Raw genomic sequence first — 16,879 nt, 5'->3', positions numbered from 1 at the left:
GATGTTGTTAACGCCGCTACTGACTGCCGCCATCGAGACGCCGCTTAATTACCTGCTTTTCAGAGATCGCAGCATGAAGGCGGCGCGTACGCGTCTGGCTGGTAAAGTTCTGCGCGTCGAGTTGCAGGAACTGAGCGCTCCGCTAATGTTTGTCTTCAGCGAGCAGAAAATTGATGTCCTCGGACAATGGGATGGCGTGGCAGATTGTACCGTTACCTCAAAACTCTCCGTTCTGCATAAGCTGCGCGATCGTCAGCAGTTATCACCGCTCATGCGCAGCGGTGAGCTGGTGGTCGACGGCGATATTTCTGTGGTTCAGCAGTTGGTTGCGCTGCTGGATATGGCCGAGTGGGAGCCAGCCGAATTGCTGGCACCTTATGTCGGCGATATCGCAGCCCAAGGGTTAAGCCAGGCAGTGCAGGGCGGTTTCCGTTTCTTGCAAAAAGGGCTGAAACATCAGCAAAACTACGTGGCGCAAACGCTGACCGAAGAGTGGAAGATGGCTCCCGGTCCGCTGGAGGTGGTGTGGTTTAGTGATGAAGTCTCCGCACTGGTGCGGGAACTGGATGCTCTTGATAAACGCCTCGAAAAACTGGAGGGCAAACCGTGACGCCAAGGGAAATGCGACGTTTATACCTGATTATCCGCATGTTTCTTATCTACGGCCTTGACGAGCTAATCCCTAAAATCCGTTTAACGCTGCCATTGCGCATGGGCCGTTATCTGTTTTTCTGGTTGCCACATCGTCATAAAGAAAAGCCGTTGGGTGAGCGCATGCGACTCGCGCTGGAAGAACTCGGTCCGGTATGGATAAAGTTCGGGCAGATGATGTCTACGCGCCGCGATCTCTTCCCGCCACACATTGCCGACCAACTGGCCCTGCTTCAGGATCACGTTCCGCCTTTTGATGGCGCACTGGCACGTCAGCAAATAGATACCGCCTTGGGTGGCCCGCTGGAAAACTGGTTTGATGAATTCGACCAGACGCCGCTGGCTTCCGCCTCTATCGCCCAGGTGCATACGGCGGTTCTGAAAGAGAACGGTAAGCCTGTAGTACTCAAGGTGATCCGCCCTGACATCTTACCGACCATCAAAGCTGATATCCGTCTGATGTCGCGCCTTGCCGGTTGGGTGCCGATCTTGTTGCCTGATGGCCGCCGTCTGCGCCCGCGTGAAGTGGTTCGTGAATATGAAAAAACGTTGCTTGATGAGCTGAATTTGCTGCGCGAAGCGGCAAATGCTATCCAGTTGCGTCGTAATTTTGAAGGCAGCCCGATGCTGTATGTGCCGGAAGTGTATCCGGACTACTGCAGCGAGCGCCTGATGGTGATGGAACGGATTTACGGCATCCCGGTTTCCGATATTGAAGCGCTGCAAAAGCAGGGCACCAACATGAAGTTGCTGGCTGAGCGTGGTGTTCAGGTCTTTTTCACGCAGGTTTTCCGCGACAGTTTCTTCCATGCCGACATGCACCCCGGTAATATTTTCGTCAGCTACGAAACGCCTGAAGATCCTTGCTACATAGGCATCGATTGCGGCATAGTTGGTTCACTGAACAAAGAAGATAAGCGCTATCTGGCTGAAAACTTCATCGCTTTCTTCAACCGCGATTATCGTAAAGTGGCTGAACTGCACGTCGACTCCGGTTGGGTTCCGCGCGATACCAATGTTGAAGATTTTGAATTTGCTATCCGGACCGTGTGCGAACCGATTTTTGAAAAGCCACTGGCCGAGATTTCCTTTGGTAACGTGTTGTTAAATCTGTTTAATACTGCGCGCCGCTTTAATATGGAAGTCCAGCCTCAGCTGGTATTACTGCAAAAAACGCTGTTGTACGTCGAAGGTCTGGGGCGTCAGCTGTATCCGCAACTGGATTTGTGGACCACGGCAAAACCTTTCCTGGAAAGCTGGGTTCGCGATCAGGTGGGTCTGCCTGCCATGATCCGCGCATTAAAAGAGCGTGCCCCATTCTGGGTTGAGAAACTGCCTGAATTACCCGATCTGGTTTACCAGAGTCTGCAACAACACAAACTGTTGCAGTACAACATCGAAAAGCTTTCATCCCAGATGCACAATCAGAGTTCCCGTCAGGGTCAATCTCGTTATCTTTTGGGTATAGGGGCGACACTGTTATTAAGTGGAACTCTATTGTTGTTAGGCAACGTCGAGGTTTATCCGGCGTGTCTGATAACGGCGGGTGTCGTTTCCTGGCTGATCGGCTGGAAGCGCGCCAGTTAACACACTGTTAAAATCGAATCGTTTTAAATTGAATGCCGTTTTCCAACGGCAATGAATGTCGTTCCTTCCTATTTGAGGTGAAAATAATGGGTGGTATTAGTATTACTAAGATCCTGATTCTCGTGGTGCTTGTCGTGTTGCTGTTTGGTACGAAGAAACTGCGTGGTCTGGGTGCTGATCTGGGTGCTTCCATCAAAGGCTTCAAAAAGGCCATGAGTGATGATGATAGCCAGTCAAAAACAAACAAAGACGCTGACATAACGCCAACTGATGCTGATTTCGCTGCCAAGTCTATTGAAGGCAAGCCAGACGCTAAAGCAGAAGATACCAAGAGCCAAAACAAAGAGCAGGTATAAGCCGTGTTCGATATTGGATTTAGTGAACTACTGCTGGTATTGGTGATTGGCCTGGTTGTCCTCGGGCCGGAGCGTTTACCTGTAGCAGTCAGAACAGTAGCAGGCTGGATCCGTACGCTTCGCGCTATGGCTGCTTCGGTACAGAGCGAGCTGTCGCAGGAGCTGAAACTTCAGGAGCTGCAAGATAGCCTGAAGAAAGCCGAAGAAGCGGGTCTGAAGAATTTAACGCCGGAAATCAAAGCGTCGATGGACGAGTTGAAAGAAGCAGCAGAATCCATGAAGCAATCTATCAATTCAGGGCTGAATCCTGCTGACAAAGCAATGGAAGAGGCGAAAGCGGAAGGTAATACCATCCACAATCCTGTGATAGATGATGCAGAAGCGCATCACGATGCGGGCATCTCCCCGGCTACGGCGGATAATGTAGCCTCCGCGCCGGTTGCGGCACCGCAAAGTGCGGTTGATGCTGCACTGGCTTCGAACAGGACGGCCCATGCCGCTGCTGCACAGGCCGAGACTCTGGCAGCCACCGCAGAACCTGTCATCACTGAACCTTCGGTGGCCACGGCACCTGTGACCAAACCTGTTGCCGTTGAAGCACCCGTTGCTGAACCTACTGCGCCGGAAAAACCGGTTTCACTCACTAAACCGACGGGCGAGCGCTAAACATGGCTGTTGAAGATACCCAACCGCTTATCAGCCATCTGATTGAGCTGCGTAAGCGACTACTGAACGCCATTCTTTGTATCTTAGTGGTGTTCCTGGCACTGGTTTATTTTGCCAATGACATCTATCAGCTGGTGGCTTCGCCGTTGATCGAACAAATGCCTCTAGGCGCGAGCATGATTGCGACCGACGTCGCCTCACCGTTCTTTACGCCTATCAAGCTGACAATGATTGTCTCGGTATTTGTTTCCGCACCGTTTATTTTGTATCAGGTCTGGGCGTTCGTCGCGCCTGCCCTGTACAAGCATGAACGCCGTCTGATGATGCCGCTGCTGTTCTCCAGTTCCGCACTGTTTTACCTTGGCGTGGCATTTGCCTACTTCGTGGTGTTCCCGCTGGCGTTTGCTTTCTTTGCGAAAACCGCTCCGGCAGGCGTGCAGATTGCAACAGACATTAACAACTATCTCGATTTCGTGATGGCGTTGTTTATGGCGTTTGGCGTCTCCTTCGAAGTGCCGATTGCAATCGTTCTGCTGTGCTGGAGTGGCGTCACCACGCCAGAAGACCTCAAGAAAAAACGTCCGTATGTGCTGGTTGGAGCGTTTGTGGTCGGGATGTTGTTAACACCGCCGGATGTGTTCTCCCAGACATTGCTGGCGATCCCGATGTATCTGCTGTTCGAAATCGGCGTATTCTTTGCCCGTTTCTATGTGGGTGGACGGCGTCGTGCGGATGTAGATAAAGAGAACGATCAGGGTGAAGCTGAGTAATCTCTCAGTCGCTTCTGACGTGTTAATTAGAACGTGATAAATCGAAATCAAACCGCCCGGAAGGGCGGTTTCTGTTTCAGGACTGCGTATGTTTGAAATTGGTATTAACCTCACCAGTAATCAGTTTGATAAAGATCGTCCCCAGGTGGTGGAAAGAGCCCGTGCAGCAGGTCTGAGCGGCATGCTGATCACCGGCACTTGCGCACATGAAAGTGTGGAAGCGCAGAGAATGGCGGCAGAGCATCCTGATTTTTGCTGGTCAACGGCGGGAATGCATCCGCATCAGGCAAGTGGCTGGAATGCAGAGGTTGAGCTGACGATCCGCCGGCTGGCTGCCATGCCGCAGGTTGTCGCTATCGGCGAATGTGGTCTGGATTTCAACCGCAATTTTTCCCCCGCCGATCAGCAGGAAGCGGCGTTTACCGCGCAACTCGGGCTGGCAGCAGAGTTGCAGTTGCCGGTTTTTTTACACTGTCGCGATGCTGGCGAGCGTTTTGCTGCGCTGCTGGAACCCTGGTTGTCGAAATTACCAGGCGGCGTCGTTCACTGTTTTACCGGCACGCAGCATGAGCTTGAGCTGTATCTGTCTCTTGGCCTGTCAATCGGGATTACCGGATGGGTTTGCGATGAACGTCGCGGGCTGGAACTGCGTGAGATGTTGCCGCTGATCCCGGCAGAGCGGTTAATGCTGGAAACGGATGCACCGTATTTGTTGCCGCGCGATATGGAAAACAAGCCGAAGAACCGGCGCAATGAACCGGCATTTTTGCCGCACATTGTGAATCAGGTCGCACTGTGGCGTGGAGATGATCCGCAGTGGCTGGCTGATATCACTGACGATAATGCACGTAAGATGTTCGCTCTGTCTGCGCGTTAAGTGCGCGAAATGATAATTGCCTGAATTGAAAAAGCACCGGATAACGGTGCTTTTTCAATTCATAGAGCACAGCCAGGAAAGGCCACTCAGATTTTCTGGAAATGCGTGTTATCGATGCTCTGCCGCACGGGCTGATTGATGAGGTTGAGCATCAGCAGCGAACGGGCTTCGCCGTCAGGTTCGGTGTAGATAGCCTCGAGGCCTTCGAACACGCCTTCGGTGATCATCACCACGTCGCCTTCATACGGCGTTTCAGGATCGCGAATTTCTATGGTTGGCGGTTCCATCAGCTGTTTTATCACGTCGGGTTGAACCGTCGCCAGTTTGGGTCCGAAGCGGATAAAATGGCTGACGCCACGTGTGGCGCTGATCGTCGTGGTGTGTATCCGTTCCGGGTCAAACTCAATGAACATGTAATTCGGGAACATGGGTTCGCTGACGGAAGAACGGCGTCCGCGCACCATTTTTTCCAGGGTGATCATTGGCGTCAGGCAATTAACCTGCTGGCGCTCAAGGTGTTCTTTGGCGCGGAGCAGCTGACCGCGTTTGCAATAGAGTAAGTACCAGGATTCCATAGTTTCCCACATTAAAGCGTTGATTCTGGCAGCATAGCAAAAGCCGCCCCTGATATACAGGCAGTGAGAATCAGTGCAGACGTTTGCTGATTGTCGGCCGGTTATCTTTTATTATCGAAGAAAAGTGCACACTTATCCCCTTATCTTCATCTTATTACAGTCAGGAGAAGCGTCATGGAGCTGTTCTTACTGAGCAACGGTAAGCTTTCCGGTGAATCAGAATTACTGGGTTATGCGAAAGAGCGTATTCAGGCGGTGCTAAAATCCCGCGCGATCACCTCCGCCGTCCTTATCCCTTACGCGTTGATCCGCAGTGATTACGACGAACGCGCGATGGCGCTTTCTGAAGCGCTGGGTATCGAAGTCACCAGTATTCATCACGCTGATAACCCGGCAGATGCCATTGCCAGCGCGCAATGTATTTTGATTAGCGGCGGCAATACCTGGATGCTCAATCAGCTATTGCACGAAAACAGCCTGATTGTTCCCATTCAGCGCGCCGTGCGTGAACGCAATGTACCTTATATCGGCTGGAGCGCAGGTTGTAACGTCGCAACGCCAAGTATTCGTACCACTAATGATATGCCTGTGCGTAACTCCGTGGTGCTGCCGTCTCTTGGTCTGTTCCCAGTGCAAATCAATCCGCATTACATCGACGCACACTTAAGCGGCCATATGGGGGAAACCCGTGACGAGCGTATTGCCGAATTCTGTGCGGTGAACCCGTCTGAGTCAGTGATTGCGCTGCGCGAAGGCAGTTTGCTGCAAGTGTCGGGTAATGAGCTGAGTTACTTCAGCGCTAAAGATCAAGGCTTTAAAGTCTTCCGTCATGGTCAGGATATTCAGGAATATCAGGACACGCAGGCGTTGAGCGGGCTGGTTCCTTTTAACTGCCGGTGATCCGCTGAACGAAACGCGATTTGCGCACCGTCAGACCAACAGCCTCGGCTTCTGACGGTTACACTGCCTTTTCATTATTGGTGTTTACCAGCTGGTAACAAAAAAGCAGCAACAACTTAGGAGAGGCTCTATAATGCTTTCCTTCAACCCGGCGACTCAGAATCAGCATGAAATACCGTGATTTACGTGACTTCCTCTCGTTACTTGAAAAGAGAGGCCAACTGAAACGCATTACCCAGTCTGTCGATCCTTATTTGGAAATGACCGAAATTGCTGACCGTACCTTGCGTGCGGGCGGCCCGGCACTGTTGTTCGAAAATCCAAAGGGTTATGACATGCCGGTGCTATGTAATTTATTCGGCACACCTGAACGTGTGGCGATGGGCATGGGCAAGGAAGACGTCAGTGCGTTACGTGAAGTCGGTGAACTGCTGGCGTTTCTGAAAGAACCTGAGCCGCCGCGCGGTTTGCGCGATTTGTACGACAAAGCGCCGAAGTTTAAGCAGGTGCTGAATATGCCGACCAAAGTGCTGCATTCTGCACCTTGTCAGCAGGAAATCTGGGAGGGCGACGAGGTGGATATCACCCGTATTCCGGTGATGCAGTGCTGGCCGGAAGATGCCGCGCCGCTGATCACCTGGGGGCTGACCGTCACCCGTGGCCCCGACAAGCCACGTCAGAATCTGGGCATTTATCGCCAGCAGGTTCTGGGTAAAAATAAAGTCATCATGCGCTGGTTGTCTCATCGCGGCGGTGCGCTGGATTTCCAGGAGTGGTGCCAGAAGCATCCGGGGAAGCGTTTCCCCGTTGCCGTGGCGCTGGGTGCCGATCCGGCAACCATTCTGGGGGCGGTAACGCCGGTGCCGGATTCGCTGTCGGAATACGCGTTTGCCGGTTTGCTGCGTGGCAATAAAACTGAAGTGGTGAAGTGTATTTCCAACGATCTCGAAGTGCCCGCCAGCGCAGAAATTGTGCTTGAAGGGTATATCGAACCGGGTGAAATGGCGCCGGAAGGGCCTTATGGCGACCACACAGGCTACTATAATGAAGTGGACAGCTTCCCGGTCTTCACGATTACGCACATGACGCAGCGTAAAGATCCTATTTATCATTCGACCTACACCGGCCGTCCGCCGGATGAGCCGGCGATACTGGGCGTGGCGCTGAATGAAGTCTTTGTGCCGATCCTGAAGAAACAATTCCCGGAAATTGTTGATTTTTATCTGCCACCGGAGGGTTGCTCCTACCGTATGGCTGTCGTTACCATGAAGAAACAATATCCCGGTCATGCGAAGCGCGTGATGATGGGAGTCTGGTCATTCCTGCGTCAGTTCATGTACACCAAGTTTGTGATTGTGTGTGATGACGATGTGAATGCCCGTGACTGGAACGACGTGATTTGGGCGATTACCACCCGCATGGATCCTGCCAGGGATACGGTGCTGGTAGAAAATACGCCAATTGATTATCTCGACTTTGCCTCTCCGGTCTCGGGCCTTGGTTCGAAAATGGGGATGGACGCGACCAACAAATGGCCGGGTGAAACGCAGCGTGAGTGGGGGCGTCCGATTGTGAAGGATCCTGCCGTCACCGCCCGTATCGACGCCATCTGGGATGAGCTCGCTATTCTTAATGATAAAGACGATGCGAAGAATTAATCGACGCCTGGTCCTACGCTTTGCTTTGATGACCCACAGAGGGAACGCATGACAACATTGAGCTGTAAAGTGACCTCGGTAGAGGCGATTACCGATACTGTGTATCGGGTCCGGCTTTTACCGGAAGCGCCTTTCTCGTTCCGCGCGGGTCAGTATCTGATGGTTGTGATGGACGAGCGCGATAAGCGTCCGTTCTCACTGGCCTCGACGCCTGCGGAACACAACGTGATCGAGTTGCACATTGGCGCATCCGAGCTGAACCTGTACGCGATGGCAGTGATGGATCGCATTCTGAAAGAGCAGTCGATTACCGTGGATATCCCTCACGGCGACGCATGGCTGCGCGAAGAAGGCCAGCGTCCGCTGGTGCTTATCGCAGGCGGTACCGGGTTCTCCTACGTGCGTTCGATTCTGATCACCGCACTGGAGCAGCAGCCTCATCGCGACATTTCGATCTACTGGGGTGGGCGCGAGCTTAAGCACCTTTATGACCTGGGTGAGCTGGAAGCGCTGAGCATTCATCACCCGAATCTGAAAGTGATCCCGGTGGTGGAACAGCCTGAAGACGGCTGGCAGGGCAGAAGCGGTACCGTACTGAGTGCGGTATTGCAGGATTTCTCCTCTCTGGCGGAACACGATATTTATATCGCCGGACGTTTTGAGATGGCGAAGATTGCCCGTGAGCGTTTTGTTTCAGAGCGCGGCGCACTGGAAGACCGTTTATTTGGTGACGCATTCTCTTTCATTTGATTTGAGCAGTGCGTCGCAAGTCGTGAAAAAGCCCGCCCCTGACAGGCGGGAAAACGGCAACTAAAACGGATGAGATGAGATGTATCAAAAGCGGGCTGAGATACCCGCTTTTTCTTTTTGCAGATGACGGAAAATCAGATGCGTTCAAACACGGTCGCGATACCCTGACCTAAACCGATACACATGGTGGCGACACCAAACTGCACATCGCGGCCTTCCATCAGGTTCAGCAGGGTTGTGGAAATACGTGAACCCGAACATCCCAGCGGATGTCCCAGGGCAATTGCGCCGCCGTTGAGATTAACGCGCTCTTCCATGGTTTCCAGCAAACCCAAATCTTTCACGCACGGCAGAGCCTGAGCGGCAAACGCTTCATTGAGTTCGAACAGGCCGATATCCTCAACGCTTAGCCCGGCGCGTTTAAGCGCCAGTCGCGTGGCAGGAACCGGGCCGTAACCCATAATCGACGGATCGCAGCCGACCACCGCCATCGCACGAATCCGTGCGCGGGCTTTCAGGCCGAGTGATTTCGCGTGGGATTCGCTCATCAGCAGCATTGCCGAAGCGCCGTCGGAGAGTGCCGATGAGGTCCCTGCGGTAACGGTGCCGTTAACCGGGTCGAATGCCGGACGCAGCGCGGACAGCGTCGCGACCGTGGTTTCCGGGCGGATGACTTCGTCAAAATCATAACGGGTCAGTACGCCTTCTGCGTTGTGGCCTTCGGTCGGGACGATTTCTTTAGCAAAGTGACCGGCAAGCGTCGCGGCATGGGCCCGCTGGTGCGAACGCGCAGCGAATTCATCCTGCATTTCACGGCTGATGTGATGCATTTTTGCCAGCATTTCGGCGGTCAGCCCCATCATTCCCGCTGCTTTCGCCACGGTTTTGCTCAGGCCTGGATGAAAATCCACGCCGTGATTCATCGGCACGTGGCCCATATGTTCCACGCCACCAATCAAACTGACCTGTGCATCACCGACCATAATGGCGCGTGCCGCGTCATGCAGTGCCTGCATCGACGAGCCGCACAGACGGTTCACGGTGGTAGCCGGTACGCTGTGAGGGATCTCCGCCAGCAAGGCCGCGTTGCGCGCAATGTTGAAGCCCTGCTCCAGCGTCTGCTGAACGCAGCCCCAGTAGATATCATCAATATCTTTGGCATTCAGCGCCGGATTGCGCGCCAGTACGGCACGCATCAGATGCGCGGATAAATCTTCAGCCCTGACGTGGCGGAATGCGCCGCCTTTCGAACGACCCATCGGCGTGCGGACTGCATCAACTATGACTACGTTTTCCATGATTTCGGTCCTTATGCCTGATTACCGGTGCTGATGTTTTCCAGCGGAGCCGCAACCGGGTAGTAACTTTCATTGGTTTGCGCTTTGGCGCGAAGCCCGTCCGGTGCCTGATACATCGGCCCCAGGTGCGCGTATTGTTCGGTCATTTTGAGATATTCTGCCGTGCCGATCGTATCGAGATAACGGAACGGGCCGCCGTGGAACGGAGGGAAACCGATGCCGTACACCAGCGCCATATCCGCTTCGGCAGGGCTTGCGATGATGCCTTCTTCGAAGCAGCGCACCACTTCGTTAATCATCGGGATCATCATGCGGGCGATGATGTCCTGCGGTGAGAAGTCAGCGTGGGCCGGTTTGAGATTTTCAGCCAGCAGGCTGAGCGTCTGTTCATCCACTTCTTTACGCGGTTTACCTTTGCTGTCTTCGCTGTAACGGTAGAAACCCAGCTGATTTTTTTGGCCAAAACGGCGGTTATCGAACAAGACGTCCACGGCGTCACGATAATCTCGCGCCATACGCTGCGGGAATCCGGCCGCCATGACCGCCTGCGCGTGATGCGCGGTATCGATACCGACCACGTCCAGCAGATATGCCGGGCCCATCGGCCAGCCGAACTGTTTTTCCATCACTTTGTCGATCTGGCGGAAATCTGCGCCATCACGCAGCAGTAAACTAAAGCCGGAGAAGTACGGGAACAGTACGCGGTTGACGAAAAATCCCGGGCAGTCGTTGACCACAATCGGCGTTTTACCCATGGTCAGCGCGTAAGAGACGATTCGCGACAGCGTTTTATCTGAGGTTTTCGCGCCACGAACAATTTCCACCAGCGGCATACGATGTACCGGGTTGAAGAAGTGCATGCCGCAGAAGTTTTCCGGGCGTTTGAGCGAAGAAGCCAACTGATCGATAGGAATGGTTGATGTGTTTGAGGCCAGAACGGTATCGGCGTCGAGTAACGATTCGGCTTCGGCCAGCACTGCGGCTTTCACTTTTGGATTTTCCACTACGGCTTCGACCACCACGTTGGCGCGTTCGATACCGCTGTAATCCAGCGTCGGGTGAATGGTCGAGAGCACTTTCGCCATCTTCAGTCCGTCGAGTTTTCCGCGCTCGAGTTGTTTGTTGAGCAACTTGGCCGCTTCGTTCATGCCAAGCGTCAGGGACTGGTCATTAATGTCTTTCATAATAACCGGCACACCTTTCAGCGCGGACTGGTAAGCGATTCCGCCACCCATAATGCCTGCGCCCAGCACGGCAGCCTGCACCGGTTTTTCGCTGTTATGCGCCAGTTTTTTGGCTTTGGCTTTGACGAACTGATCGTTAAGGAAAATGCTGACCAGCGCGCGCGCCTCTTTAGACTGCGCGAGGGGAACAAAGCTGGCGGTTTCCAGTTTAAGAGCTTCGTCGCGGTCAAGGCGCGCGGCGGCTTCGATGGTTTTGACCGCGGTCATCGGTGCCGGATAGTGTTTGCCTGCATTCTGCATGACCATGCTTTTCGCCACGCTGAAGCTCATTGCCGCTTCGATCTGGCTGAGTTTGAGCGGCAGGCGTTTCGGGTCACGGCGGCTTTGCCATTCCAGTTTGCCGTCAACCGCTTGTCTGAGCATGGAGATCCCGGCGTCGCGCAGCGTATCGGCATCAACCACCGCATCGACCAACCCGACTTTCAGCGCTTCTTTCCCGCTGATATTTTTACCTGCGGCGATAATTTCCAGGGCGCTGTCGGTACCAATCAGGCGCGGTAAACGAACGGAACCGCCGAAGCCCGGCATAATCCCTAAACTGGTTTCTGGCAAACCAATGCGCGCGTCGGCGGTGCTGATCCTAAAATCAGTTGCCAGCACGCATTCGCAGCCGCCGCCCAGCGCATAACCGCTAATGGCAGAAAGCGTCGGCACCGGTAAATCTTCCAGCCGGTTAAAAATGCTGTTGGCAAAATTCAGCCACTCATGCAGTTTCTCCGCTGGCGCGTTGAACAGGGACAAAAATTCAGTGATGTCGGCACCGACAATAAAAGCCGGTTTCGCTGAGCTGAGCAGCAACCCTTTCAGGTCAGACTGCTTTTCGAGTACCGCAATCGCCTCGCCTAAGCTGGCGACCGTTTGGGTATCAAGCTTATTCACCGAACCTGGAGCGTCGAACACCAGCTCCGCGATACCGCCGTCGAGCCAGTGCAGGTGTAATGTTTCGCCTTGGTAAAGCATGTGTCTCTCCTGAATCATCTGGGATGATCTGGTATGACCAGATGCTTTCGAGTGTGGTTATTATGTTAATAATTTGCAAATGAGATGTGTTTTATTTGCAGGCAAGATCACAAACCTTCCGGGACTATGGCAGGCGTGAGGCTGTGATAAGATGCTGCATCGTCTTTCCGGTGAAAAAAGGACAGTTGGATGGAATCGCTTACTACGCTTTATAAAGAACATATCGCCACGTTGCAGTCGCGTGCCCGCGAAATTCTGCAACGTTCTCAGCTTGATGCGTTACTCATTCACTCTGGTGAACTGATAACGACCTTCCTTGATGACCACAGTTATCCCTTCAAAGTGAATCCGCAGTTTAAAGCCTGGGTGCCGGTCACCAAAGTGCCGAACTGCTGGTTGTGGGTCGACGGTGTAAATGCGCCGAAGCTGTGGTTCTATTCGCCGGTGGATTACTGGCACAGCCATGAGCCGCTGCCGGATTCGTTCTGGACCAAAGAGGTCGTCATTACGCCGCTGGCCAATGTCGATGATATTAAAGGTCAACTGCCGGTGGATTTGAAGCGCGTGGGTTATATCGGTTCAAGCCAGGATCGCGCTATCAGCATGGGCGTGCCCGCAGCTAATGTGAACCCGAAAGCGGTGCTGGATTTCCTGCATTATCATCGTTCGTACAAAACCGGCTATGAGCTGGCCTGTATGCGTGAAGCGCAGAAAGTGGCAGTCAGCGGGCATCGTGCGGCGAAGGAAGCGTTCCTGTCCGGCATGAGCGAGTTTGATATCAATCTGGCGTATCTCACCGCTACTGGCCACCGCGATACCGATGTGCCGTATGACAACATTGTCGCGCTGAACGAACACGCTTCCGTGCTGCATTACACCACCCTTGATAACCAGCCGCCGTCCGAGATGCGCAGCTTCCTGCTGGATGCCGGTGCGGAGTACAACGGCTATGCTGCTGACCTTACCCGCACCTATGCCGGAAAACCGGACAGTGATTTCGGTGCGCTGGTAAAAGATCTCAATACCGAGCAACTGGCTTTAATTGACTCGATTAAGTCTGGCGTGCGCTATACCGACTATCATGTTCAGATGCATCACCGTATCGCCAAACTATTGAAAGCGCACAAGCTGGTGCTGGATATCAGTGAAGACGCGATGGTTGAACAAAATCTGACCGGCCCATTCCTGCCGCATGGTCTTGGGCATCCGCTGGGATTGCAGGTGCATGACGTCGCTGGCTTTATGCAGGACGATAAAGGTACCCATCAGGGTGCGCCTTCACAGTATCCGTATCTGCGTTGCACCCGCGTGATTGAGCCTGGAATGGTGCTGACCATCGAACCGGGTTTGTATTTCATCGATTCGCTGCTGACACCGTTGCGCGAAGGGCAGTTCAGTAAGCACTTTGCCTGGGATCGCATTGAGGCGATGAAGCCGTTTGGCGGGATCCGTATCGAGGACAACATTGTTATCCACGATAACCGTATCGAAAACATGACCCGCGATCTGAAGCTGGCCTGATGCAGCCGTATCCCGTTCCTGCTGAGTCTGTCACTTTCAGCGAGGAGATAAAGAAGAGCCGCTTCATTACCTTCCTGGCAAGAACAGAAGGCGTTGAAGCGGCGAAAGCGTTTATTCAGGACGTCAGGCATCAGCATCCGGCAGCGCGTCATCACTGCTGGGCGTTTGTGGCGGGTGCGCCGGATGATTCGCAACAGCTGGGTTTTTCTGATGATGGCGAACCGGCAGGTACTGCGGGCAAACCCATCCTCAGTCAGCTGATGGGAAGCGGGATCGGGGAGATCACGGCCGTCGTCGTGCGGTATTACGGCGGTATCATGCTGGGCACCGGCGGATTGGTGAAAGCCTACGGCGGCGGTATTCAGCACGCATTAAAACAACTTACCGTGCAGCAAAAAGTTCCGCTGGCAGAATTCACGCTGCAGTGTGATTACAGCCAGTTACAGCTGGTGGAAAAGCTGCTTTCGCAAGTCGGCGGGCATATTTTACGCAGTGAGTTTGGTGCTGCGGTCGATCTCGTTCTGGCGCTGCCCGCGGCGGATGCAACAGCAACGGTCAGTCATCTGTTCGATATCAGCCGTGGCACGCTCATTCTGCGTCCGGTTTCTTAATTTTTTCTATGGTTAATTCGCTGAGGAACGCACCAGCATGCATTTTCGTGCCATAACACGCATCGTAGGGGTGCTTGTCATCCTGTTTTCCGGAACGATGATTATTCCCGGTCTGGTCGCTCTTATTTACCGGGACGGCGCGGGACGTGCGTTCAGCCAGACGTTCTTCGTCGCCCTGGCGATTGGACTTTTCCTCTGGCTTCCCAATCGAAAGCAAAAGAGTGAGCTGAAGCCGCGCGAAGGTTTTCTCATCGTGGTTCTGTTCTGGACTGTGCTGGGCAGCGTCGGGGCATTGCCCTTTCTATTTTCTGAACGGCCGAACCTCTCACTCACCGATGCGTTCTTTGAATCTTTCTCCGGCCTGACGACTACCGGTGCGACTACGTTGGTCGGGCTGGACTCCTTACCGAAAGCGATTCTGTTCTACCGGCAAATGCTGCAGTGGTTTGGCGGTATGGGGATCATTGTGCTCGCCGTAGCAATCTTGCCGATATTGGGCGTGGGCGGGATGCAGCTGTATCGCGCTGAAATGCCCGGGCCGCTGAAAGATAATAAGATGCGCCCGCGTATTGCTGAAACCGCAAAAACCTTGTGGTTGATCTATGTGTTGCTGACCATCGCCTGCGCATTGTCGTTATGGGGCGCAGGGATGTCAGTCTTTGACGCCATCGGGCACAGCTTCTCGACTATTGCCATCGGTGGCTTCTCGACGCATGACGCCAGCATTGGTTATTTCCACAGCGGCACCATTAACAGCATTATCGCTGTGTTCTTGCTTATCTCCGGCTGTAACTATGGTCTGCATTTCGCAATGCTGAGTGGCCGTAACCTGAAGGTGTACTGGCGCGATCCGGAATTCCGTATGTTCATCGGTGTGCAGTTTACGCTGGTGGTCATCTGCACGATTGTTCTGTGGATCCACAATGTCTACGGTTCCGGGCTGGAGACTATTAATCAGGCGTTCTTCCAGGTGGTATCAATGGCCACCACGGCGGGTTACACCACAGACAGTATTTCAAAGTGGCCGCTGTTCCTGCCTCTTCTATTATTGTGTTCTGCGTTTATCGGCGGCTGTGCCGGTTCGACCGGCGGCGGCCTGAAGGTTATCCGTATCCTGCTGTTGTATTTACAGGGCTCGCGCGAACTGAAAAGGTTGGTGCATCCCAATGCGGTTTACACCATCAAACTGGGTAACCGCGCTCTGCCAGAACGTATCATCGAAGCTGTATGGGGATTTTTCTCGGCCTATGCCCTGGTGTTTATTGTCAGCATGCTGGCGATTGTTGCGACTGGCGTGGATAACTTCTCGGCATTCGCCGCTGTTACGGCCACCCTTAATAACCTGGGGCCAGGGCTGGGCGTTGTCGCCGATAACTTTGCGTCCATGAATTCCGTGGCGAAATGGATCCTGATCGTCACCATGCTGTTTGGTCGTCTAGAGGTCTTCACACTATTAGTACTGTTTACGCCGACGTTCTGGCGCGAATAAGTTTTGGAAAGGGAAACAAGAATGAAAGCGTTGATACTCTACTCAAGCCGTGACGGGCAGACCCATGCCATTTCTTCTTATATTGCCAGTGAGCTGAAAGAGAAGTGCAGCTGCGATGTCATCGATCTGGCACACGCTGAGCATGTGGATTTGAAAAGCTATGACCAGGTGATGATTGGCGCGTCTATCCGCTATGGTCACTTTAATGCAGTGCTGGATAAATTCGTGAAGAAGCACGCCGAGACTCTTAACCAGATGCCATCGGCCTTCTTTGGCGTCAACCTCACCGCCCGTAAGCCTGAGAAGCGCAGCCCGCAGACCAATGCCTATGTGCGCAAGTTCCTGCTGAACTCGCCGTGGGAACCGGCAATCTGTGGCGTTTTCGCTGGTGCGCTGCGTTATCCGCGTTATCGCTGGTTCGATAAGGTTATGATCCAACTTATTATGCGTATGACAGGCGGCGAAACGGATACCAGTAAAGAAGTGGAATACACAGACTGGCAGCAGGTGGCTAAATTCGCTGAGGATTTTGGGCTGATTTCGTATAAAAAATCGCTGTAATGCAGGCTTTATAAACGTTTAGACCAAAAAGGCAGCATTCAGAAAGTTTTTTTAAATTAAGGGTTGCGACCTTCTGAGAACTCCCTATAATGCGCCTCCACTGACCGGGAACAACGACTGAGAAGTCGCTCGGACAGGAAGAGAAAAAGATGAAAGTTCGAATGAATAATCTCTTGACTCTTCAGCGGGAAAACGTAATATACGCCTCCCGCGCCGCATAAGATTCCTTGCGAACCGCGGCATGCTCTTTAACAATTTATCAGACAATCTGTGTGGGCACTCACAAGACGATATCAGCCACCTCGGTGGCAAAAAATATCAAGTCTTAGAGTGACCAAGCAGTAATTCATTTAGTTGAATTATTACGAAGTAATCTTTGAGCACCGCTTAACGTGTTTAAGCAAA

The 16,879-nt window shown here is 53.3% G+C and carries 16 protein-coding genes; 13 read left to right on the top strand and 3 right to left on the bottom strand.

Annotated features, from left to right (window positions below; translation table 11 throughout):
• Position 1 precedes the first annotated feature (1 nt).
• The 6 genes from ubiJ to tatD all read left to right on the top strand — a co-directional run bounded on the left by ubiJ (position 2) and on the right by tatD (position 4,907).
• Positions 2-610, top strand: coding sequence for a ubiquinone biosynthesis protein UbiJ (gene ubiJ, locus AC0Z7K_RS16885; RefSeq protein ID WP_485615305.1), 609 nt, complete (start codon positions 2-4; stop codon positions 608-610).
• Positions 607-2,238, top strand: coding sequence for a ubiquinone biosynthesis regulatory protein kinase UbiB (ubiB, locus tag AC0Z7K_RS16880; RefSeq protein ID WP_485615253.1), 1,632 nt, complete (start codon positions 607-609; stop codon positions 2,236-2,238). The genes ubiJ and ubiB overlap by 4 nt, the downstream gene beginning before the upstream one ends.
• An 86-nt stretch (positions 2,239-2,324) precedes the next feature.
• Positions 2,325-2,594 carry a twin-arginine translocase subunit TatE gene (gene tatE / locus AC0Z7K_RS16875; RefSeq protein ID WP_112168237.1) on the top strand — a complete coding sequence of 90 codons (270 nt, stop codon included), beginning with the start codon at positions 2,325-2,327 and terminating at the stop codon, positions 2,592-2,594.
• Positions 2,595-2,597: 3 nt separating this feature from the next.
• The gene (gene tatB / locus AC0Z7K_RS16870; protein ID WP_213051563.1) at positions 2,598-3,260 is read left to right on the top strand and encodes a Sec-independent protein translocase protein TatB; all 663 of its coding nucleotides are present in this window, start codon (positions 2,598-2,600) and stop codon (positions 3,258-3,260) included.
• Positions 3,261-3,262: 2 nt separating this feature from the next.
• Entirely contained in the window at positions 3,263-4,030 is a 768-nt protein-coding gene (gene tatC / locus AC0Z7K_RS16865; RefSeq protein ID WP_413531137.1) for a Sec-independent protein translocase subunit TatC, read from the top strand.
• A gap of 88 nt (positions 4,031-4,118) precedes the next feature.
• Complete coding sequence (gene tatD, locus AC0Z7K_RS16860; protein WP_485615252.1) at positions 4,119-4,907, top strand: 3'-5' ssDNA/RNA exonuclease TatD; 789 nt, start codon at positions 4,119-4,121, stop codon at positions 4,905-4,907.
• A gap of 86 nt (positions 4,908-4,993) precedes the next feature.
• Here tatD and rfaH read toward each other — a convergent pair whose 3' ends face one another.
• Positions 4,994-5,482 carry a transcription/translation regulatory transformer protein RfaH gene (rfaH, locus tag AC0Z7K_RS16855; protein ID WP_485615251.1) on the bottom strand — a complete coding sequence of 163 codons (489 nt, stop codon included), beginning with the start codon at positions 5,480-5,482 and terminating at the stop codon, positions 4,994-4,996.
• A gap of 174 nt (positions 5,483-5,656) precedes the next feature.
• Here rfaH and pepE point away from each other — a divergent pair, with 174 nt between their 5' ends.
• The 3 genes from pepE (at position 5,657) to fre (ending at position 8,790) form a co-directional block, all read left to right on the top strand.
• Positions 5,657-6,382 carry a dipeptidase PepE gene (gene pepE / locus AC0Z7K_RS16850; RefSeq protein WP_413531140.1) on the top strand — a complete coding sequence of 242 codons (726 nt, stop codon included), beginning with the start codon at positions 5,657-5,659 and terminating at the stop codon, positions 6,380-6,382.
• A gap of 167 nt (positions 6,383-6,549) precedes the next feature.
• Positions 6,550-8,040, top strand: coding sequence for a 4-hydroxy-3-polyprenylbenzoate decarboxylase (ubiD, locus tag AC0Z7K_RS16845; RefSeq protein WP_413531141.1), 1,491 nt, complete (start codon positions 6,550-6,552; stop codon positions 8,038-8,040).
• Positions 8,041-8,088: 48 nt separating this feature from the next.
• The gene (gene fre / locus AC0Z7K_RS16840) at positions 8,089-8,790 is read left to right on the top strand and encodes an NAD(P)H-flavin reductase (RefSeq protein WP_413531142.1); all 702 of its coding nucleotides are present in this window, start codon (positions 8,089-8,091) and stop codon (positions 8,788-8,790) included.
• Positions 8,791-8,924: 134 nt separating this feature from the next.
• On the opposite strand, the gene fadA is transcribed toward fre, so the two are convergent.
• Entirely contained in the window at positions 8,925-10,088 is a 1,164-nt protein-coding gene (gene fadA / locus AC0Z7K_RS16835; protein ID WP_413531143.1) for an acetyl-CoA C-acyltransferase FadA, read from the bottom strand.
• Between the two features lie 11 nt (positions 10,089-10,099).
• A complete protein-coding gene (fadB, locus tag AC0Z7K_RS16830; protein WP_485615250.1) occupies positions 10,100-12,292 on the bottom strand; it encodes a fatty acid oxidation complex subunit alpha FadB in 2,193 nt (730 codons plus the stop codon).
• A gap of 189 nt (positions 12,293-12,481) precedes the next feature.
• On the opposite strand from fadB, the gene pepQ reads away from it, so the two are divergent.
• From pepQ to hemG, 4 genes are read left to right on the top strand one after another with little or no spacing between them, the layout of a single operon-like run.
• Entirely contained in the window at positions 12,482-13,813 is a 1,332-nt protein-coding gene (pepQ, locus tag AC0Z7K_RS16825) for a Xaa-Pro dipeptidase (protein WP_485615249.1), read from the top strand.
• Positions 13,813-14,424 carry an IMPACT family protein gene (locus AC0Z7K_RS16820; RefSeq protein WP_485615248.1) on the top strand — a complete coding sequence of 204 codons (612 nt, stop codon included), beginning with the start codon at positions 13,813-13,815 and terminating at the stop codon, positions 14,422-14,424. Before pepQ ends, AC0Z7K_RS16820 begins: the two co-directional genes overlap by 1 nt.
• 37 nt (positions 14,425-14,461) lie before the next feature.
• A complete protein-coding gene (gene trkH / locus AC0Z7K_RS16815) occupies positions 14,462-15,913 on the top strand; it encodes a Trk system potassium transporter TrkH (protein WP_413531147.1) in 1,452 nt (483 codons plus the stop codon).
• Between the two features lie 21 nt (positions 15,914-15,934).
• Positions 15,935-16,474: a menaquinone-dependent protoporphyrinogen IX dehydrogenase gene (gene hemG / locus AC0Z7K_RS16810; RefSeq protein ID WP_485615247.1), complete on the top strand. Its 540-nt coding sequence runs from the start codon at positions 15,935-15,937 to the stop codon at positions 16,472-16,474.
• The last annotated feature ends 405 nt before the right edge of the window (positions 16,475-16,879 follow it).

It is taken from the genome of Rahnella sp. 1L-D-7-B-C2, from assembly GCF_057290995.1.
The sequence above is the reverse complement of the archived record's forward strand: the minus strand, read 5'-3'. Positions and strand labels throughout refer to the sequence as shown.

Excerpts from the sequence above, each read along its gene's own strand:
- ubiJ (WP_485615305.1), top strand. The coding sequence starts at position 2 with ATGTTGTTAACGCCGCTACTGACTGCCGCCATCGAGACGCCGCTTAAT.
- tatE (WP_112168237.1), top strand. The coding sequence starts at position 2,325 with ATGGGTGGTATTAGTATTACTAAGATCCTGATTCTCGTGGTGCTTGTC.
- tatC (WP_413531137.1), top strand. The coding sequence starts at position 3,263 with ATGGCTGTTGAAGATACCCAACCGCTTATCAGCCATCTGATTGAGCTG.
- tatD (WP_485615252.1), top strand. The coding sequence starts at position 4,119 with ATGTTTGAAATTGGTATTAACCTCACCAGTAATCAGTTTGATAAAGAT.
- rfaH (WP_485615251.1), bottom strand. The coding sequence starts at position 5,482 with ATGGAATCCTGGTACTTACTCTATTGCAAACGCGGTCAGCTGCTCCGC.
- pepE (WP_413531140.1), top strand. The coding sequence starts at position 5,657 with ATGGAGCTGTTCTTACTGAGCAACGGTAAGCTTTCCGGTGAATCAGAA.
- ubiD (WP_413531141.1), top strand. The coding sequence starts at position 6,550 with ATGAAATACCGTGATTTACGTGACTTCCTCTCGTTACTTGAAAAGAGA.
- fre (WP_413531142.1), top strand. The coding sequence starts at position 8,089 with ATGACAACATTGAGCTGTAAAGTGACCTCGGTAGAGGCGATTACCGAT.
- fadA (WP_413531143.1), bottom strand. The coding sequence starts at position 10,088 with ATGGAAAACGTAGTCATAGTTGATGCAGTCCGCACGCCGATGGGTCGT.
- fadB (WP_485615250.1), bottom strand. The coding sequence starts at position 12,292 with ATGCTTTACCAAGGCGAAACATTACACCTGCACTGGCTCGACGGCGGT.
- pepQ (WP_485615249.1), top strand. The coding sequence starts at position 12,482 with ATGGAATCGCTTACTACGCTTTATAAAGAACATATCGCCACGTTGCAG.
- AC0Z7K_RS16820 (WP_485615248.1), top strand. The coding sequence starts at position 13,813 with ATGCAGCCGTATCCCGTTCCTGCTGAGTCTGTCACTTTCAGCGAGGAG.
- trkH (WP_413531147.1), top strand. The coding sequence starts at position 14,462 with ATGCATTTTCGTGCCATAACACGCATCGTAGGGGTGCTTGTCATCCTG.
- hemG (WP_485615247.1), top strand. The coding sequence starts at position 15,935 with ATGAAAGCGTTGATACTCTACTCAAGCCGTGACGGGCAGACCCATGCC.